Source organism: Streptomyces subrutilus, assembly GCF_001746425.1.
GTDB lineage: Bacteria > Actinomycetota > Actinomycetes > Streptomycetales > Streptomycetaceae > Streptomyces > Streptomyces subrutilus_A.
In genome coordinates this window covers 1,890,381-1,908,275 of the sequence record NZ_MEHK01000001.1, presented here as the reverse complement: position 1 = coordinate 1,908,275, position 17,895 = coordinate 1,890,381, and the positions used below count along the sequence as shown (strand labels likewise).

Here is a 17,895-nt window from a genome sequence, read left to right as displayed (position 1 = left end):
TCCACTGTGTTAGTTCTGAAGCAACGAACAGTTGCTGGTTTCTAGAGCTAGAACATAATTACAAAGTGTGCTTGTTCGCTCGAAACCGATAGGGTTTCGGTGGTCATAGCGTTAGGGAAACGCCCGGTTACATTCCGAACCCGGAAGCTAAGCCTTTCAGCGCCGATGGTACTGCAGGGGGGACCCTGTGGGAGAGTAGGACGCCGCCGAACAATCTTTCAAAGGACCTTTGGTCCAGCGTTCAACGCTGGACCAAAGGTCCTTTTTGTTTTTCACCTCTTTACGCCGAAGCGCGGCCATGGGTTGGTTGCGCGAGAATGACTAGCGGTACCCCGAAGACAGGAGTCACACCCATGTCCAACTCTCCCGACGATCGTCCGGAGCGCGAGCCTCGGCGCAACGACGGCGGTGACAGGGGCGGCTACCGCGGGGGCCGTGACGACCGTGGTGGCGACCGTCCCCCGTTCCGTCGTGACGACCGTGGTGGCCGACCGGCCGGCAGCGGCAGCGGTGGCGGTGGCTTCCGGCGCGACGACCGTGGCGGTCGTCCCGCCGGCGGTGGTGGCGGCGGCTTCCGTCGTGACGACCGCGGTGGCGACCGTCCGTCGTACCCGCGTCGTGATGACGACCGTGGTGGGTTCCGTGGTGGCCGTGACGACCGTGGTGGGGACCGTCCGTCCTTCCCGCGTCGCGATGACCGTGGTGGGGACCGTCCCGCGGGTGGCGGCTTCCGCCGCGACGACCGCGGGGACCGTCCTTCCGGCGGCGGTGGCGGCGGTTTCCGTCGCGACAACGACCGTCCCAGCTTCCCGCGCCGCGATGACCGTGGTGGCGACCGTCCCGCGGGCGGCGGCTTCCGCCGCGATGACCGCGGTGACCGCCCCTCCGGTGGTGGCGGCGGCTTCCGTCGTGACGACCGCGGTGGCGACCGTCCGTCCTTCCCGCGCCGCGATGACCGCGGTGACCGGCCGGCCGGTGGCGGTTTCCGCCGCGATGACCGGGGTGACCGTCCGTCGTACCCGCGTCGTGATGACGACCGTGGTGGGTTCCGTGGTGGCCGTGACGACCGCGGTGGGGACCGTCCGTCCTCCCCGCGTCGCGATGACCGTGGTGGCGACCGGCCGGCCGGTGGGGGCTTCCGCCGCGACGACCGTGGGGACCGTCCCGCGGGTGGCGGTTTCCGCCGCGATGACCGCGGTGACCGGCCGGCCGGTGGCGGTTTCCGCCGCGATGACCGGGGTGACCGTCCGTCGTACCCGCGTCGTGATGACGACCGTGGTGGGTTCCGTGGTGGCCGTGACGACCGTGGTGGGGACCGTCCGTCCTACCCGCGCCGTGACGACCGCGGTGGCGACCGTCCGGCCGGTGGCGGTTTCCGCCGTGACGACCGGGGCGACCGTCCGAGCTACCCGCGTCGTGATGACGACCGTGGTGGGTTCCGTGGTGGCCGTGACGACCGTGGTGGGGACCGTCCGTCCTACCCGCGTCGCGATGACCGTGGTGGCGACCGGCCCGCGGGTGGCGGTTTCCGCCGTGACGACCGGGGCGAGCGTCCCAGTTACCCCCGTCGCGATGACGACCGTGGTGGACGTCCGAGCTACCCGCGTCGTGATGACGACCGTGGTGGGTTCCGTGGTGGCCGTGACGACCGTGGTGGGGACCGTCCGTCCTTCCCGCGCCGTGACGACCGTGGTGGCGACCGGCCGGCCGGTGGCGGTTTCCGCCGCGACGACCGGGGCGACCGTCCGTCCTACCCCCGCCGTGACGACCGGGGTGGCGACCGTGGCGGGTTCCGTGGTGGCCGTGACGATCGCGGTGGTGACCGTGGTGGCTACCGTGGCCGCGATGACCGCGGCGGCGACCGCGACTACCGCGGGGACCGCGACCCGGTCAAGCGGCTCCCGATCGACGAGGACGTCACCGGCCTCGAGATCGACGCCGACGTGCGTCAGGAGCTGCTGAGCCTGCCCAAGGGTCTGGCCGAGGAAGTCTCCAAGAACCTCGTCATGGTCGCGCGGCTGATCGACGAGGACCCGGAGCAGGCGTACGCGTACTCGCGCATCGCCCTGCGACTGGCCTCCCGTGTCGCCGCCGTCCGCGAGGCCGCCGGCTTCGCCGCGTACGCCACGCAGAAGTACAACGAGGCGCTCGCCGAGTTCCGCGCCGCCAAGCGCATGACCGGCTCCGTCGAGCTGTGGCCCGTGATGGCCGACTGCGAGCGCGGCCTCGGCCGTCCGGAGCGGGCGCTGGCCATGGCCGGCGAGCCCGAGGTGCAGAAGCTGGACAAGGCCGGTCAGGTCGAGATGCGGCTGGTGGCCGCCGGTGCCCGCCGTGACCAGGGGCAGCTCGAAGCCGCCATCGTGACCCTGCAGAGCCCGGAGCTGGCCTCCCACTCCATCCAGCCCTGGACCGCGCGCCTGCGGTACGCCTACGCCGACGCCCTGCTGGCGGCCGGTCGTGAGGACGAGGCGCGCGAGTGGTTCGGCAAGACCCTCGAGGCGGACAAGGACGGGTCGACCGACGCCTCCGACCGTCTCGCCGAGCTCGACGGCGTCGAGTTCGTCGACGCCTCGGTGGACCTCGCCGACGACCGCGTCCAGGACGATGTGGACGTGGACGAGGAGGAGGACGACCAGGACCCGGCCGAGGTCGCCGCGGCCGAGCGGGCCACCGACGTCGCCGAGTATTACGACGAGGACGACGACGAGTACGAGCCGCTGGAGGAGTCCGAGGCCGACTTCGACGCCACCGACGAGATCGTCGTCGTCGAGGACGACGAGGACGACGAGCGGGACGCGGGCCGCGACAAGGCCTGAGCCGTGACGTGAAGAAGGGCGGTACCCCGACCGGGGTACCGCCCTTCCGCATGTCCGGGACGGGTCAGTCCAGGCCGCGCAGCACCAGGCCCGTGGCCGGCTTCGGGCCGAAGGAGGTGGATTTGCGCGGCATGGTGACGCCCTGGCGGGCCAGGTCCCGTACGACTTCCTCCCGTACGGGGTGCAGCAGGACCGCGGTGCCCCCGTGCCGCTCGGCCATCGCCACCGTGGCCGCCGCGTCGTGGATGTAGGTGATCTGGTCGGGGGCGTCCGGGATCCCCCACAGGGTGTCGAGCAGCGTCGCGTGCAGGACCGTGGCGTCCAGCCGGCGCCAGGCCTCGGGGCGGTCGTGGCGGACCGTGCGGTCGAGGAGGGCCAGGTCGGGGTCGGTGACCAGGTGGAAGCCGCCGTCGCCGGTCAGGAGGAAGGCGTTGCCGCGTTCCGCGGCGTCCGAGAGGGCCTCCAGGGCCAGCGGGAGCGGCCCCTCGACCGGGCGGACCTGGAAGTTGCCGTGCAGGGCGGCCAGGGCGTCCCGGACGGGGAGGCGGCGCAGCATCCGGTGGATGGCGCGGACCTGGAGCGGGTAGTGGACGGTGTCCACGAGGAGGACCAGGCCGAAGTCCCAGGGGGTCGGGGAGCCGTGCTCCTCCTGGAGGCGCAGGTACGTCGCCCAGCGGTGGTGGCCGTCGGCGATGAGGGCCTGGCGGTGGCTGAGGTCGGCGGTGACCGTGGCCAGCTCGGCCGGGTCCGTTATGGCCCACAGGCGGTGCTGGAAGCCGTCCTCGGTGGTCGTCGACAGCAGGGGCGCGCTGCGCGCGGTCCGTTCGACGACCGCCGCCGCGCCCGTGCCGGGGTCGTCGCCCTGGTAGGTGAGGAGGAGCGGTTCGAGATTGGCCGAGGTGGCCCGCATCAGACCGGCGCGGTCGGTGACCACGTCCGGCATGACGTCCTCGTGGGGCAGGACGATGCCGGCGTCGGCGCTGGACAGGGCGAGGGCGCCGATGATGCCGCGCTGGAGCAGGCCGGCCCGGCGCTGTTCGTAGACGTAGAGCGCGGGCTCGGGGTCGGCGGTGAGGATGCCCTGGGCCAGCCAGTCGTGCAGGGTGCGTGCGGCCTGCTCGTTGCGGGCGGCGGGGGTGCCGGCCTGCGGGAGGATCAGCCGGACGATGTTGTGCGGGTCGGCGGATTCGAGGTGGTCGACTCCGTCGGGGCGCACGACCACGTCGTACGGCGGTGACGTGACGGCGGCGAGGCTGCCGACACGCTCCGGGACATAGCGCAGGCCGTGGAACGGGATCAGGCGCAGCCCTCGGTCCGCGGTACCAGATGTGGTCATTGGTGCATGGTAAGACCCGTCTCGGGATGCGGGATGATCGGGGGAGTTCGGATCCGGACAAGATCGGTCGTGCGAAAACGTATGAGGAGCGGACAGATGACCCGGCAGAGCAGGACCAGCCCCGCGCCGAGCGAGCGGAGCCTCCACCAGGCTTACGACACCGCTCTGCTGGACCTCGACGGAGTGGTCTACGCGGGCGGGGAGGCCATCGCGCACGCGGTCGAGTCGCTCGCGGCGGCCCGGGCCGACGGGATGCACCTCGCGTACGTCACGAACAACGCGCTGCGGACTCCGGACGCCGTCGCGCGGCACCTGGGCGAGCTGGGCGTGCCGACCGAGCCGGCCGAGGTGATCACCTCGGCGCAGGCGGTGGCCCGGTTGATCGCGGAGCAGGTGGCTCCGGGGTCCAAGGTGCTGGTGATCGGCGGGGAGGGGCTGCGGGTCGCGCTGCGCGAGCGCGGGCTGGTGCCGGTGGAGTCGGCCGAGGAGGAGGGGCTCGCGGCGGTCGTGCAGGGGTACGGGGGACCGGACCTGGCGTGGGGGCGGTTCGCGGAGGCCTCGTACGCGATCAACCGGGGGGTGCCCTGGTACGCCTCCAACACGGACCTCACGATTCCGGGGGCGCGGGGGATCGCCCCGGGCAACGGGGCCGCGGTGGAGGTCGTACGGATCGCGACGGGCGCCGAGCCGCAGGTGGCGGGCAAGCCGTTGCCCCCGATGCACCGGGAGACGGTGCTGCGGACCGGGGCGAAGCGGCCGCTGGTGGTCGGGGACCGGCTGGACACCGACATCGAGGGCGCCTTCAACGGCGAGGTGGACTCGCTGCTGGTGCTGACCGGGGTGACGGACGCGAAGCAGCTGGTGCGGGCCGAGCCCCGGCACCGGCCGACGTACGTGGACCGGGATCTGCGGGGGCTGCTCACCGGGCAGCCCGAGGTGGCGGCGGACGGTGCCGGGTTCCGCTGCGGAGGATGGACCGCTGTCGCGCTGGACGGGGAACTGGACCTGCGCGGCGGCGACGGGGATCCGGTCAACGGGCTGCGGGCGCTGTGCGCGGCGGCCTGGACGGCGGCCGGGGACGGGGTCTGCGGGCTGGACGCGGAGAAGGCCCTGGTCCGGCTGGGGCTGTAGGTCGTTCGGATGATCTGAAAAGGCGCAGGGTAGGTTAGCCTAACCTCCGTGTTGGTCGAGAGTCCCGAGAGTCCCCCCGAACAGAGCGCGGCGCCGGCCGCCGCCGCTCGTCCGCGCCACGGCGCGCGTGCCGCAGGTCTGCTGGGCGCCCTCGCGGTGCTGGCGCTGATCGCGGTGGTGAGCATCGCCGTCGGCGCGAAGCAGATGCCGCTCGACGAGGTCTGGCACGGCCTGTTCCACTACTCGGGGACACCCTCCGACGTGGTGGTGCGCGACCTGCGGGTGCCGCGCACCCTGCTCGGGCTGATGGTGGGGCTCGGGCTCGGCCTGTCGGGCGCCGTCATGCAGGCGCTGACGCGCAACCCGCTGGCGGAGCCCGGCATCCTCGGCGTCAACGCCGGTGCCGCGGCGGCCGTCGTCTCCGCGATCAGCTTCCTGGGCGCCAGCTCCCTGAGCGAGTTCGTGTGGTGGGCCTTCCTCGGCGCGGCCCTCGTCTCCGTCGTCGTCTACGTGCTCGGCGGCAGCCGCAGCGCCACGCCGGTGCGCCTCGCGCTGGCGGGTACGGCGGCCAGTGCGGCCCTGGTCGGCTACATCAACGCCGTGCAGTTGATGGACAGCAAGGCGCTGGACAAGCTGCGCTTTTGGACGGTGGGGTCGCTGGCCTCCGCCAACATGGACACCGTCCGCCAGGTCGCCCCCTTCCTGCTGGTCGGCGCGGTGCTCGCGCTGTCGCTCGGCCGGCCGCTCAACGCGATGGCCATGGGCGACGACACCGCCCGGTCGCTCGGCGCGAACCTGACGCGGACCCGCGTCGGCGCGATGCTCGCCATCACCCTGCTGTGCGGTGCGGCCACCGCCGCCTGCGGGCCCATCGTCTTCATCGGGCTGATGATCCCGCACATGGTGCGGGCGTTCACCGGACCCGACATGCGCTGGGTGCTCGCCTACTCGGCCGTCCTGTCGCCCGTGCTGCTGCTCGGCGCCGACGTGGTCGGGCGGGTCGTGACCCGTCCCGCCGAACTCCAGGTCGGCATCGTCACCGCCCTCATCGGCGGCCCCGTCTTCATCTACCTGGTTCGGCGCAAGAGGATGGCCCAGCTGTGACCGCGACCGCCAAAGCCCGTCGGATGAACCTTCCCGGCGGGGTCTCGCTGCGGGTCGAGCGGCGCGCCCTGGCCGCCGGGGCGTTGCTGGCCGTCGCCGCGCTCGCGCTGGCCGTCGTGCTCATCGGCACCGGAGACTTCCGGATCGCGCCGTGGGACGTCGTACAGACCCTGCTGGGCAACGGCACTGCGGCCAACGACTTCATCGTCAACGACCTGCGGCTGCCGCGGGTCCTGGTCGCCCTGCTGGTCGGCGCGGCCCTCGGGATGGCGGGGGCCGTCTTCCAGTCGGTCTCCCGCAACCCGCTCGGCTCGCCCGACCTGCTCGGCTTCGGCTACGGCTCGGCGGTGGGCGCGCTCGTCGTGATCATCCTGTTCAAGGGCAGCGCCACCGAGGTGGCCGTCGGCGCCCTGTTCGGCGGCCTGCTCGCCGGCCTGGCCGTGTACCTGCTGGCCTACAAGCAGGGGATCCAGGGGTACCGGCTGGTCCTGGTGGGCATCGGTGCCTCCGCGATCCTGATCGCCCTGATCCAGTACCTGATCACGAAGGCCCAGATGGTCGAGGCCACCCGGGCGATGGTCTGGCTGACCGGTTCGCTGGCGGGCCGGGACTGGGCGCAGGTGTGGCCGCTGCTCGCGGTCTGCGCGGTGCTCTTCCCGCTGGTGCTCGGCCACGGCCGGGCCCTGCGGATGATGGAGATGGGCGACGACGCCGCGTACGCCCTCGGGGTACGGGTGGAACGCACCCGGCTGCTGCTGATGCTCGCGGCCATCCTGCTCACCACGGCGGCGAGCGCCGCGGCCGGGCCGATCTCCTTCGTCGCGCTGGCCGCCCCGCAGCTGGCCCGGCGGCTGACCCGCTCGCCCGGCGCGAACCTGCTGACCGCCGCGCTGATGGGCTCGGTGCTGCTGCTGGTGTCCGACTGGGCCTCGCAGCGGGCCTTCGGCACCGACCAGCTGCCGGTGGGCGTGGTGACCGGGCTGGTCGGCGGCGTCTACCTGCTGTGGCTGCTGGTCACCGAGCGCAAGGCGGGACGCATATGACCGCCTCCACCACGACCGCGATGTTCCGGAACCCGAGGAGTACCCAAGTGCAGCGGCTGACCGCGGAGAACGTGACCCTCGGCTACGACCAGCGGGTCATCGCCGAGAACCTGTCGGTGGAGATCCCCGACCACTCCTTCACCGTGATCGTCGGCCCCAACGCCTGCGGCAAGTCGACGCTGCTGCGCGCCCTGTCGCGGATGCTGAAGCCGTCCGCCGGGCGGGTGCTGCTGGACGGGCAGGCCATCGGGTCGATGCCGGCGAAGAAGGTCGCCAAGACCCTCGGCCTGCTCCCGCAGTCCTCGATCGCGCCGGACGGCATCACCGTGGCCGACCTGGTCTCGCGCGGGCGCTACCCCCACCAGGGGCTGCTGCGCCAGTGGTCGCCCGAGGACGAGCGGATCGTCATGGAGTCGATGGCCTCGACCGGGGTCGCGGAGCTCGCCGACCGGGCCGTGGACGAGCTGTCGGGCGGTCAGCGGCAGCGGGTGTGGATCGCGATGGCGCTGGCGCAGCAGACACCGCTGCTCCTGCTCGACGAGCCGACGACGTACCTGGACATCCAGCACCAGATCGACGTGCTCGACCTGTGCGCGGAGCTGCACGAGACCCAGGGGCGGACGCTGGTGGCGGTGCTGCACGATCTGAACCACGCGGCCCGGTACGCGACGCATCTGATCGCGATGCGGGGCGGGGAGGTCGTGGCGGAGGGCGCGCCGGGGGAGATCGTCACCGCCGAGCTGGTGGAGAGGGTGTTCGGGCTGAAGTGCCAGATCATCGCCGACCCGGAGACGGGGACGCCGCTGGTGATTCCGGCGGCTCGGCGGGTCGCTCACGCGGTGTAGCGGGGGCCGGTTCGGCTCACGCCGTGTCGTGGGGGTGGTCGGGCTCACGCCGTTTCGCGGGTGCGGCGCCGCTGCCGGGGCTGCGCCCCGGACCCCGCGCCTCAAACGCCGGCGGGGCCGGGATCGGCCCGGCGGGGCCGGAGTGGCCCCTAGAGCAGGCTTTTCAGGCGGAGTAGGTCGCGGAAGCCTGCTTCCAGGCGGACTCGGCCCGCGGCCCAGGCCTTGGCGAATCTGAGGTCGCCCGCGACCAGGCCGACCAGGTCGTCGCCGGTCATCGCGAGCCTGATCTCGGCCTTCGTCGCGGGCGGGCCGGGCGTGAGCGTCTCCACCCGGATCCGGCCCTCGTCGAGGCGGCCCGTGAAGGTCTGGTCGAGGTCCGTGATGTGGCAGCTCAGCGAGCGGTCGAGCGCCGCCGCGCCGCGCACGCCGCCGTCGGCCCCGGCGAGGTTGTCGGAGAGTCGGTCGAGTGCGTCTCGGCACTCATCAATCGTAGCCATCGTGATCACGACCGTACCGCAGAGCCGTTGCGTGGTCGCGGGGCGCTTCGGGGTAGCGTCGGGGCATGACCGACGAAGCTGCCGAGCCCACGGCCGAGACCGCCGCCGGGCCCGCGGCGCTGGGCATCGTACGCACGCCCACCGGGCACGAGGCGGTGGACGCGCACCTGGCGCGGCTGGCGGACGCCGACCACCTCGCGGCCGACGGACACCTCGCGGTGTACGAGGATGTCCACCGGGGGCTGCGCGAGGCGCTGACCGCGCTGGACGCACCGCCCGTCCCCGGACCGTACGAAAACAGGAGCTGAACCGAACGTGGCAGGAGTGGCACGCCGCCGCCTGGACGCCGAACTGGTACGCCGCAGCATGGCCCGCTCGCGCGAGCACGCCGCGCAGCTGATCGCCGCGGGCCGGGTGACCGTGGGCGGTACCACCGCGACCAAGGCCGCCACCCAGGTCGAGACGAGCGCGGCGCTGGTCGTCCTCAAGGACGACAGCGATCCGGACTACGTCTCGCGGGGCGGCCACAAACTCGCGGGCGCCCTCGCGGCCTTCCAGCCCGCCGGGCTGCGGGTCGAGGGCCGCCGGGCCCTGGACGCCGGGGCTTCCACGGGCGGGTTCACCGATGTGCTGCTGCGCGCGGGCGTCGCCCACGTGGTGGCCGTCGACGTCGGCTACGGGCAGCTCGCCTGGTCCCTGCAGAGCGACGATCGGGTCACGGTCAAGGACCGCACGAACGTCCGGGAACTGACGGTCGAGCTGATCGACGGGATTCCGGTCGATCTGGTCGTCGGTGACCTGTCCTTCATCTCGATCGGGCTGGTGCTGCCCGCGCTCGTACGGTGCTGCGCGCCGGACGCGGACCTGGTGCTGATGGTCAAGCCGCAGTTCGAGGTGGGCAAGGACCGGCTGGGCAGCGGTGGCGTGGTGCGCAGTCCCGAGCTGCGGGCGGAAGCGGTGCGCGAGGTCGCGGCGCAGGCGGCGAAGCTGGGGCTGGGCGTGGTCGGGGTGACGGCGAGTCCGCTGCCGGGGCCCTCGGGGAACGTCGAGTACTTTCTGTGGCTGCGGGCGGGGGCACCGGCACTCGACCCGGCGGATGTTGACCGTGCAGTGGCGGAGGGGCCGCAGTGACAGATTCAGCGGGTTCAGGGTCGGGTTCGGGTTCGTCTTCGGCGACGGGGCGGACCGTCTTCCTGGTCGCGCACACCGGCCGGCCGGCGGCCATCCGGAGCGCCGAGCTGGTCGTGAAGGGGCTGCTGCGCAGCGGGCTGGGAGTACGGGTCTTCGCGCACGAGGCGGCCGACCTGCCGCTGCCGCCCGAGGTGGAGCTGGTCACCGAGTCCACGCCGGGTGTGATCGACGGCTGCGAGCTGCTGATCGTGCTGGGCGGAGACGGGACCCTGCTGCGGGGCGCGGAGTTCGCGCGGGCCACGGGGGTGCCGATGCTGGGCGTCAACCTGGGGCGGGTGGGGTTCCTCGCCGAGGCGGAGCGCGACGACCTGGACAAGGTCGTCGACCGGGTGGTGACGCGCGAGTACGAGGTCGAGGAGCGGATGACCCTCGATGTGGCGGTGCACACGAACGGTGACGTGGTCCACCGGGACTGGGCGCTGAACGAGGCCGCGGTCCAGAAGGTCTCGCCGGAGCGGATGCTCGAGGTGGTGCTGGAGATCGACGGGCGTCCGGTGACCGGCTTCGGCTGTGACGGGATCGTCTGCGCGACGCCGACCGGTTCGACGGCGTACGCCTTCTCCGCGGGCGGGCCGGTGGTCTGGCCGGAGGTGGAGGCGCTGCTGATGGTGCCGATCAGCGCGCACGCGCTGTTCGCGAAGCCGCTGGTGACCTCGCCGGACTCGGTGCTGGCGGTCGAGGTGCAGAGCGGCACCCCGCACGGGGTGCTGTGGTGTGACGGGCGGCGGATGCTGGAGCTGCCGTCCGGGGCCCGGGTCGAGGTCCGGCGGGGGGCGGTGCCGGTGCGGCTCGCCCGGCTGCACCACGCCTCGTTCACGGACCGGCTCGTCGCGAAGTTCGCGCTGCCGGTGTCCGGGTGGCGCGGGGCGCCCCACTGAGCCCGGTCCTGACCCGCCCGCCCCTCTAACCCGCCCGCCCCTCCAATAGCACGTCCGTTCGGAGAACTTCCGGCGGGTGAGGTCACATGGCACTGGTGAAACCTCGGTATCGTCGTCCCGTGCTTGAGGAGATGCGGATACGGTCGCTCGGGGTCATCGACGACGCGGTGGTCGAGCTGTCGCCCGGTTTCACCGCGGTGACCGGCGAGACCGGCGCGGGCAAGACGATGGTCGTCACCAGCCTCGGGCTGCTGCTCGGCGGTCGCGCCGACCCGGCCCTGGTACGGATCGGGGCCAAGGCCGCGGTCGTCGAGGGCCGCATCGTCATGCGCCCGGACGCGCCCGCCGCCCTGCGCGCCGAGGAGGCGGGGGCCGAGCTCGACGACGGCGCCCTGCTGATCAGCCGGACCGTGTCCGCCGAGGGGCGCTCGCGCGCCCACGTCGGCGGCCGCTCGGTGCCCGTCGGCCTGCTCGGCGAGCTCGCCGACGACCTGGTCGCCGTACACGGGCAGACCGACCAGCAGGGCCTGCTGCGGCCCGCCCGGCAGCGGCAGGCCCTCGACCGGTACGCCGGGGACGCCGTCGCCGTCCCGCTGGAGAAGTACGGCTCGGCCTACCGGCGGCTGCGCGCGGTCGCCGTCGAACTCGAGGAGATCACCACCCGGGCCCGGGAACGCGCCCAGGAGGCCGATCTGCTGCGCTTCGGGCTGGACGAGATCGCGGCCGTCGAACCGGTTGCCGGCGAGGACGTCGAACTGGCGGCCGAGGCCGAGCGGCTCGGACACGCCGAATCGCTGTCCTCGGCCGCGCAGCTGGCCCACGCCGCGCTGGCCGGCAATCCGGAGGACCCGGAGGGCATCGACGCCAACACCCTCGTCGCGGGCGCCCACCGGGCCCTGGAGTCCGTACGCTCGCACGACCCGGCCCTCGGCGCCCTCGCCGAGCGGATCGGTGAACTGGGCATCCTGCTGGCCGACGTGGCCGGGGAGCTGGCGGGCTACGCCGACGACCTGGACGCCGATCCGCTGCGGCTGGCCGCCGTCGAGGAGCGGCGCGCCGCCCTCACCCAGCTGACCCGCAAGTACGGCTCCGAAGGCACCGTGGACGCGGTGCTGGAATGGGCGGAGCGGGGCGCCGCCCGGCTGCTGGAACTGGACGGCGACGACGAGCGGATCGCCGAGCTGACCGCCGAGCGGGACGGGCTGCGCTCCGAACTGTCCTCCCTGGCGCAGGCGCTGACGGACGCACGCGTGGAGGCGGCGACCCGGTTCGCCTCGGCCGTGACGGAGGAGCTGGCCTCGCTGGCGATGCCGCACGCCCGGGTGACCATCGACGTCCGGCAGACCGAGGACCCCGAAGGAGTGGACGTGGACGGCCGCCCGGTCGCCTACGGACCCTCCGGCGCGGACGAGGTGGAACTGCTGCTCGCCCCGCACCCCGGGGCCCCGCCGCGGCCGATCGCCAAGGGCGCCTCCGGCGGTGAGCTCTCCCGCGTGATGCTGGCCGTGGAGGTCGTCTTCGCGGGCTCCGACCCGGTGCCCACGTACCTCTTCGACGAGGTCGACGCGGGCGTCGGCGGCAAGGCCGCCGTCGAGGTGGGCCGGCGGCTGGCGAAGCTCGCCAAGTCGGCCCAGGTCGTCGTCGTCACGCACCTGCCGCAGGTGGCGGCGTTCGCGGACCGGCAGCTGCTCGTCGAGAAGACCAACGACGGATCGGTCACCAGGAGCGGTGTCACCGTCCTGGAGGGCGAGGACCGGGTCCGCGAGCTGTCCCGCATGCTGGCGGGCCACGAGGACTCCGTCTCGGCGCGGGCACACGCCGAGGAACTCCTCGCGGCGGCCCGCGCGGACAGTGCTCGCGGTTGACGCCGCGCTAACCCGTGTGGGTGACGCTCGGGGGTGTCCTGCGATATCTCTCACGGGATCCGCACCCGTATGGCCCCGGAACGCGCGTGCGGACTGGCATCCTGGGCGACGTCTCTGACTCCCTCACCCTGGAGCTTCGGCCCGTGAGCAGCTCCCCGGTCTCCCCGTCCGTCCCGGCACAGCCCTACGGGCGTCCGCCGCTGCGTACCGTCCAAGTGCTCGGCGGCGGTGCGGGCGCGGGCAGCAGCGCGCACGTGCGGTCGCTCGCGACCGGGCTCGCCGCGCGCGGGGTACGGGTCACGGTGTGCGCGCCCGTCGAGGCGGAGGGCGAGTACGACTTCACCGGCGCCGGGGCGCGGTTCGCGCCCGACGCGGTGAACGCGCTGCGGGCCGCCTGCGCGGGGGCCGACGTCGTGCACGCGCACGGGGTGCGGGCCGGGATGCGGGCCGCGCTGGCCCTGCGGGGGCGGCGGGTACCGCTGGTCGTGAGCTGGCACGCGGACGCCCCGGCCGCCGCCGGTGCGTCCGGGGCCGCGCTCGGGCGGCTGAGCCGGATCCTGGAACGGCACGTGGCGCGGGCCGCGGCGGTGGTGCTCGGCGCCTCCTCGGACCTGGTGGACCGGGCCCGGCTGCGGGGTGCGCGGGACGCGCGGCTGGCCCCGGTGGCCGTGCCGGCGGCCGCGCCGGGGGCCGAGCCCGGGAAGGTGCGGGCGGAACTGGGTGCGGTGGGACGGCCCTTGGTGATCGCGGTCGGGAGCCTGGTGGAGCACCGCGGGTACTCGGTCCTGCTCGACGCGGCCCGGGAGTGGCGGACGCTGGAACCGCCGCCGCTGCTGGTGATCGCGGGGGAGGGGCCGCTCCGGGCCGAACTGTCCCGGCGGATCGTGGAGGAAGGGCTACCGGTACGGCTGCTGGGGCGGCGCCGGGACGCGGCGCAGCTGCTCGCGGCGGCGGACCTGGCGGTGCTGCCGAGCCGCTGGGAGGAACGGGCCCTGCTGGCGCAGGAGGCCCTGCGGGTGGGGGTACCACTGGTGGCCACGGCGGTGGGGGGCGTGCCGGAGATGGTGGGGCGGGGGGCCGTCCTGGTCCCGCCGGGGGACGCGCCCGCCTTCGCCGCGGCCGTGTCCGGCCTGCTGGCCGACCCCGGCCACCGGGCCGAACTGGTCGCCGCGGGGCGCGCGCAGGCCGCGACCTGGCCGTCGGAGGACGACACGGTCGCGCAGGTCCTGTCCGTCTACGACGAGCTGACGGAGCGGGGCCGACGGTAGCGCCGCCGCCAGGGCCCGGCCCCGCGCCTCAATCGCCGGCGGGGCTGGAAGGCGCCGGGGCTCGGCCCCCGGGCCCCGCGCTGGTATCCCCGGCGGGTCTTTCGGGGCTCCGCCCCGGGCCCCGCGCCTCAATCGCCGGCGGGGCTGGAAGGTGCCGGGACTCGGCTCCGGGTCCCGCGCTGGTATCCCTGGCAGGGCTTAAAGATCGGTGCTCCGCCCCGGACCCCGCCCCGCAATCGCCGGCGGGGCTGGAAGGGTCGGTGCTCGGCCCCGGGTCCCGCGCTGGTGGCCCTGGCGGGGCTTGAAGATCGGGAGTCCGCCCCCGGATCCCGCGCCTCAAAACGCCGGCGGGGCTGGATGGTGTCGGCGGGGACGGGTTTTCAGCCTCGCCGGCGTTTGAGGCGAAGGCGCGGAGCGCCGTAGGGGTCTGGGGCGGAGCCCCAGGGAACGGTGGAAGGGCGGGTAGGGGATCAGCCCCGCAGGGCCGCCTCCCCGCGCCCGGCCCCGGCAGCGGTGGCATCCGGCCCAGGGGCCGTCCCTACGGAGTCCGGCGCCGAGGTGCGGAGCCCCAGCCGCCGGAGGTGGTGGTGTCCCGCAGTCCGCTCCGGGGCCGTACGGCCGGAGTTCGGCGCCGAGGTGCGGGGCCCCCGGGCGCCGGAGGTGGTGGTGTCCCGCAGCCCGCTCGGGCGCCGTACGGCCGGAGGTCGGCGCCGAGGCTTCGAGCGGGGCGTCACGAAGGGGACGGGGCGTGGCGGCGGGCGCGGAGGGCCAGGCTGAGGGAGAGGACCGTTTCGGGGTCGTCCAGGTCCGTGCCCAGGAGTTCCGAGATGCGGGCCAGGCGGTTGTACAGGGTCTGGCGGTTGAGGTGCAGCTCGCGGGCCGTCTCCGCCTTGCGGCCCGCGTGGGCCAGGTACGTCTCCAGCGTGGGCAGCAGCGGCGGGCGCGAGGCCGCGTCATGGCTGCGCAGCGGACCGATCGCGCGGTCCACGAACGCCGCCAGGTCGGGATGTTCCCGCAGCCGCCACAGCAGCAGGTCGATGTCCAGCCGCCGGGCGTCGTACCAGGGCCGGGCCGGCAGGCCGTGCGCCGCCGTAGCGGTCTCCGCCGCGTGCCGCAGCCCCGCAGAGGCCGCCGCCCAGCCGCCCGCGACGCCGACGACCACGGCCGGCGGGGCCGAGGCCCGGTCCAGGCCCGCGCGCTCCACGCCCGCCCGCAGCGCCGCCGCCACCCGGTCCGCCACCGCCGTGCGCTCCGACTCCGCGCGCAGCGAGACCAGCAGGGGCACCCGGCCCTCCACGGGGCGCACCCCCAGCAGCACCGGCACCCCGACCGACGACAGCTCCTCCAGGACCGCGCGGGCCAGCACGGCCCAGTTCCCGGACGGGCCCGGATCCGTCGCCAGGCGCATCACGATCGGCAGCAGCGGTCCCGCGCCCGGCTTGAAGCCGAGGACGCGGGCCTGCGCGGGGGCGTCCTCGGCCGAGATGCGGCCCTCGGCGAGGTCGGTCAGGAAGTCGCCGCGGCCGCGCGCCGCCAGTTCGTCCTCCTGCCGGGCCTGCATCAGGACGACGGCCAGGACCCCCGCCGTACGCTCCGCCGCCATCCGGTGCACCGGCAGCAGCGGGGCCGAGACCCCGACCAGCACCACCCGGGCCCGGACCGAGCCCGTGCCGTGGCCTCCGCCGGGTACGTCGATCACCACCGTGTTCGCCGAGGGCTCGGCCTCGCGCTGGCCGCGCAGGCCCTCCCAGACCTGGAGCGGGTCGGCGCCCGCGTCCGCGGCCGAGCTGCCGGCCGCGTACAGGAGCTGCCCGTCCGGGGTCTCCAGGAAGACCGGGTTGCCCGTGAAGTCGGCCACGATCCGCAGCACCTGCGGGATGCCGCCGCCCCCCAGCAGGGCCTCCGTACACCGCCGGTGGACCTCCTCGGCCCGCTGGAGCAGCGCGTAGTGGTGATTGACGATCTCGGTGTGGACCTCTTCCGTGACCGTGACGAAGGGGACCTCCCGGTGGAGCTGCACGAGCGGCAGGCCCGCCGCGCGGGCCGTTTCCACGAGGGTCGCCGGAAGCCGGCTGAAGCGCGGGCCCAGCTCGACGACCAGCGCGGCGATCCCCCGGTCCGCGAGGCGGCGTACGAAGGCCCGCTGCTCGGCCGGCCGGGTGCCGAGGCCCAGACCCGTGGTCAGCAGCAGCTCGCCGCCCTTGAGCAGCGAGGCGATGTTCGGGACCTCGCCCGCGTGCACCCAGCGGACGGTCCGGCCCAGCCGGTCGGCGCAGGCCAGCACCTCCGGCAGCCCGCTGCGCAGCCCTGGCAGTTCCAGTGCCCGCTGAACCGTGATTCCGCCTTGATCGTCCATATCGCGGGACGGTACCCGCCGCCCCGTTCCGATCGCATCACCCATGGGTCACGAATGCGTCAGAGGGGCCGGATGTTGTGGTTGAAGCGGAAGACGTTGTCCGGGTCGTACTCCCGCTTGACCCGTCCCAACCGCCGCATGTTCTCCGTGCCGAGGCCCGAGACCACCCGGTCCGAGCCCTCGTCCCCGGTGAAGTTCAGGTAGACCGCCCCCGTGCTCCACGGCTGGACGTCGGCGCGGACGTCCTTCACCCACTGGCGGCAGCGCTCGTCGTCGGCCGTGTCCTCCCAGATCCCGAACGGGTGGACCGCCCAGGACGAGTCCCGGTAGGGCACCGGGTAGTCGGCCGGCCCTGAGGCGATGGCGCCGCCCTGCGGGAAGAGGATGTGCTGCGTCCCGGTCGGCACCGGCATCGTGCCGGCCCGTGCGCAGAACACGTCGACGAACGCGTCCGGCGCCCCGGTCAGGTACTCCGCCGACCAGTAGTTCCGCAGCCCCGGCGGGTCGTCGATCATGCACTGCAGATCGGCGTACGGGATCGCGGTGACCATCGCCGCCTCGTGGGGCAGCGCCATCAGCGGCTCGGCGAGCGGCCGCAGCCGCTCCTCGGGGCCCGCGTAGGTGACCAGCGCCGCGCAGATCAGCCTCCCGGCCAGATGGGGCGGCACGAACTCGTCGTCGGGCGGGCCGGTCAGGTAGATCACGCCCCCGCTCGCCTCCACCGGGCCGCCCTCGATGACGTCCCGGTAGGTCCGCACCACCTCGGGCCCGTACTCCGGCAGGTACAGCAGGAACGCGATCGACATGGCGGGCAGTTCGTGCAGCCGCAGTGTGAGCGCGGTGGCCACGCCGAAGTTCCCGCCGCCGCCGTGCAGCGCCCAGAACAGCTCCGGGTGCTCCTCGGGCGTGGCCTCCACGACCGTGCCGTCGGCCGTCACCAGTTCCACGCCCAGCAGGTTGTCCACGGCCAGCCCGCACTTGCGGTCCAGCCAGCCGCTGCCGCCGCCGAGGACGAAGCCGCCCACGCCCGTGGTGGAGGCCCGGCCCCCGGTGGTGGCCAGCGCGTACGGGGCGCAGGCGCGGTCCAGGTGGCTCATGGTCGCCCCGCCCTCGACCCGCACCGCGCGGGCCGCGGGGTGGACGGTGACCTCGTGCATCCGCCGCAGGTCCACCACCAGGGCGCCGTCGCCGAGGGCGGAGCCGGACACGCTGTGCCCGCCGCCGCGCACCGCGATCTTCAGGTCCAGATCCCGGGCGAACCGTACGGCCGTCACCACGTCGGCCGGGCTCGTGCACTGGGCGATGACGGCGGGCCTGCGGTCGATCATCGAGTTGAAGACCGACCGTGCCTCGTCGTAGCCCGGATCGTCCGGGGCGAAGACATCACCGGCCAGGTCCTCGCGGAGCGCGGCGAGTGCCGTGCCCGCCTTCGACAGGGGCGCCATGGCCTCCCCCTTCCCAGAAGGGCATAGGACCTTTCCAGGGTAGGCGGAGGCGATCACCGGGGCGAGGCGGAGGACCACGCCTTTCGGCGGTGGCGGCGGAGGGACGCGCCCCTCGGCAGT

14 protein-coding genes, 1 rRNA gene and 1 pseudogene are annotated in these 17,895 nt (G+C 73.9%); 12 read left to right on the top strand and 4 right to left on the bottom strand.

All coding sequences use genetic code 11. The features are described from left to right. Window positions 1-95: 95 nt before the first annotated feature. From rrf to BGK67_RS09590, 3 genes and pseudogenes are all read left to right on the top strand, one after another. Window positions 96-212 (top strand): 5S ribosomal RNA (gene rrf / locus BGK67_RS09600). A gap of 309 nt (window positions 213-521) precedes the next feature. Next, window positions 522-1,832, top strand: a pseudogene (locus tag BGK67_RS38780) (hypothetical protein); the annotation flags it as partial. Window positions 1,833-1,943: 111 nt separating this feature from the next. Continuing rightward, a complete protein-coding gene (locus tag BGK67_RS09590) occupies window positions 1,944-2,816 on the top strand; it encodes a tetratricopeptide repeat protein (protein ID WP_069919682.1) in 873 nt (290 codons plus the stop codon). A 64-nt stretch (window positions 2,817-2,880) separates the two neighbouring features. Here the strand turns inward: BGK67_RS09590 and BGK67_RS09585 are convergent, their stop codons facing one another. Beyond that, window positions 2,881-4,152, bottom strand: a complete 1,272-nt coding sequence (locus tag BGK67_RS09585) for a DUF1015 family protein (RefSeq protein ID WP_069919681.1) — start codon at window positions 4,150-4,152, stop codon at window positions 2,881-2,883. Window positions 4,153-4,248: 96 nt separating this feature from the next. On the opposite strand from BGK67_RS09585, the gene BGK67_RS09580 reads away from it, so the two are divergent. The 4 genes from BGK67_RS09580 to BGK67_RS09565 are packed head-to-tail and all read left to right on the top strand — an operon-like array spanning window position 4,249 to window position 8,275. Then, the gene (locus BGK67_RS09580) at window positions 4,249-5,283 is read left to right on the top strand and encodes an HAD-IIA family hydrolase (protein WP_069919680.1); all 1,035 of its coding nucleotides are present in this window, start codon (window positions 4,249-4,251) and stop codon (window positions 5,281-5,283) included. Window positions 5,284-5,331: 48 nt separating this feature from the next. Further along, on the top strand, window positions 5,332-6,387 hold the full coding sequence (locus BGK67_RS09575) for a FecCD family ABC transporter permease (RefSeq protein ID WP_069919679.1): 1,056 nt from the start codon (window positions 5,332-5,334) through the stop codon (window positions 6,385-6,387). 23 nt (window positions 6,388-6,410) lie between these two features. Continuing rightward, complete coding sequence (locus BGK67_RS09570; protein WP_069923740.1) at window positions 6,411-7,430, top strand: FecCD family ABC transporter permease; 1,020 nt, start codon at window positions 6,411-6,413, stop codon at window positions 7,428-7,430. After that, entirely contained in the window at window positions 7,427-8,275 is an 849-nt protein-coding gene (locus tag BGK67_RS09565) for an ABC transporter ATP-binding protein (protein WP_208948674.1), read from the top strand. The genes BGK67_RS09570 and BGK67_RS09565 overlap by 4 nt, the downstream gene beginning before the upstream one ends. Before the next feature lie 149 nt (window positions 8,276-8,424). Here BGK67_RS09565 and BGK67_RS09560 read toward each other — a convergent pair whose 3' ends face one another. After that, window positions 8,425-8,772: an SCP2 sterol-binding domain-containing protein gene (locus BGK67_RS09560; RefSeq protein ID WP_069923739.1), complete on the bottom strand. Its 348-nt coding sequence runs from the start codon at window positions 8,770-8,772 to the stop codon at window positions 8,425-8,427. A gap of 65 nt (window positions 8,773-8,837) precedes the next feature. Here BGK67_RS09560 and BGK67_RS09555 point away from each other — a divergent pair, with 65 nt between their 5' ends. The 5 genes from BGK67_RS09555 (at window position 8,838) to BGK67_RS09535 (ending at window position 13,974) form a co-directional block, all read left to right on the top strand. Then, window positions 8,838-9,080, top strand: coding sequence for a hypothetical protein (locus BGK67_RS09555; RefSeq protein WP_069919677.1), 243 nt, complete (start codon window positions 8,838-8,840; stop codon window positions 9,078-9,080). A gap of 7 nt (window positions 9,081-9,087) precedes the next feature. Continuing rightward, the gene (locus BGK67_RS09550; protein WP_069919676.1) at window positions 9,088-9,903 is read left to right on the top strand and encodes a TlyA family RNA methyltransferase; all 816 of its coding nucleotides are present in this window, start codon (window positions 9,088-9,090) and stop codon (window positions 9,901-9,903) included. Continuing rightward, a complete protein-coding gene (locus BGK67_RS09545; RefSeq protein ID WP_069919675.1) occupies window positions 9,900-10,841 on the top strand; it encodes an NAD kinase in 942 nt (313 codons plus the stop codon). Before BGK67_RS09550 ends, BGK67_RS09545 begins: the two co-directional genes overlap by 4 nt. Window positions 10,842-10,972: 131 nt before the next feature. Beyond that, window positions 10,973-12,706 (top strand): DNA repair protein RecN, encoded by a 1,734-nt coding sequence (recN, locus tag BGK67_RS09540; RefSeq protein WP_069919674.1) that lies wholly within the window; start codon window positions 10,973-10,975, stop codon window positions 12,704-12,706. Between the two features lie 143 nt (window positions 12,707-12,849). Then, entirely contained in the window at window positions 12,850-13,974 is a 1,125-nt protein-coding gene (locus BGK67_RS09535; protein ID WP_069923738.1) for a glycosyltransferase family 4 protein, read from the top strand. 730 nt (window positions 13,975-14,704) lie between these two features. Here the strand turns inward: BGK67_RS09535 and BGK67_RS09530 are convergent. Further along, entirely contained in the window at window positions 14,705-16,330 is a 1,626-nt protein-coding gene (locus BGK67_RS09530) for a PucR family transcriptional regulator (RefSeq protein ID WP_069919673.1), read from the bottom strand. Window positions 16,331-16,389: 59 nt separating this feature from the next. Then, complete coding sequence (locus BGK67_RS09525) at window positions 16,390-17,775, bottom strand: FAD-binding oxidoreductase (RefSeq protein WP_069919672.1); 1,386 nt, start codon at window positions 17,773-17,775, stop codon at window positions 16,390-16,392. Window positions 17,776-17,895: the final 120 nt, after the last annotated feature.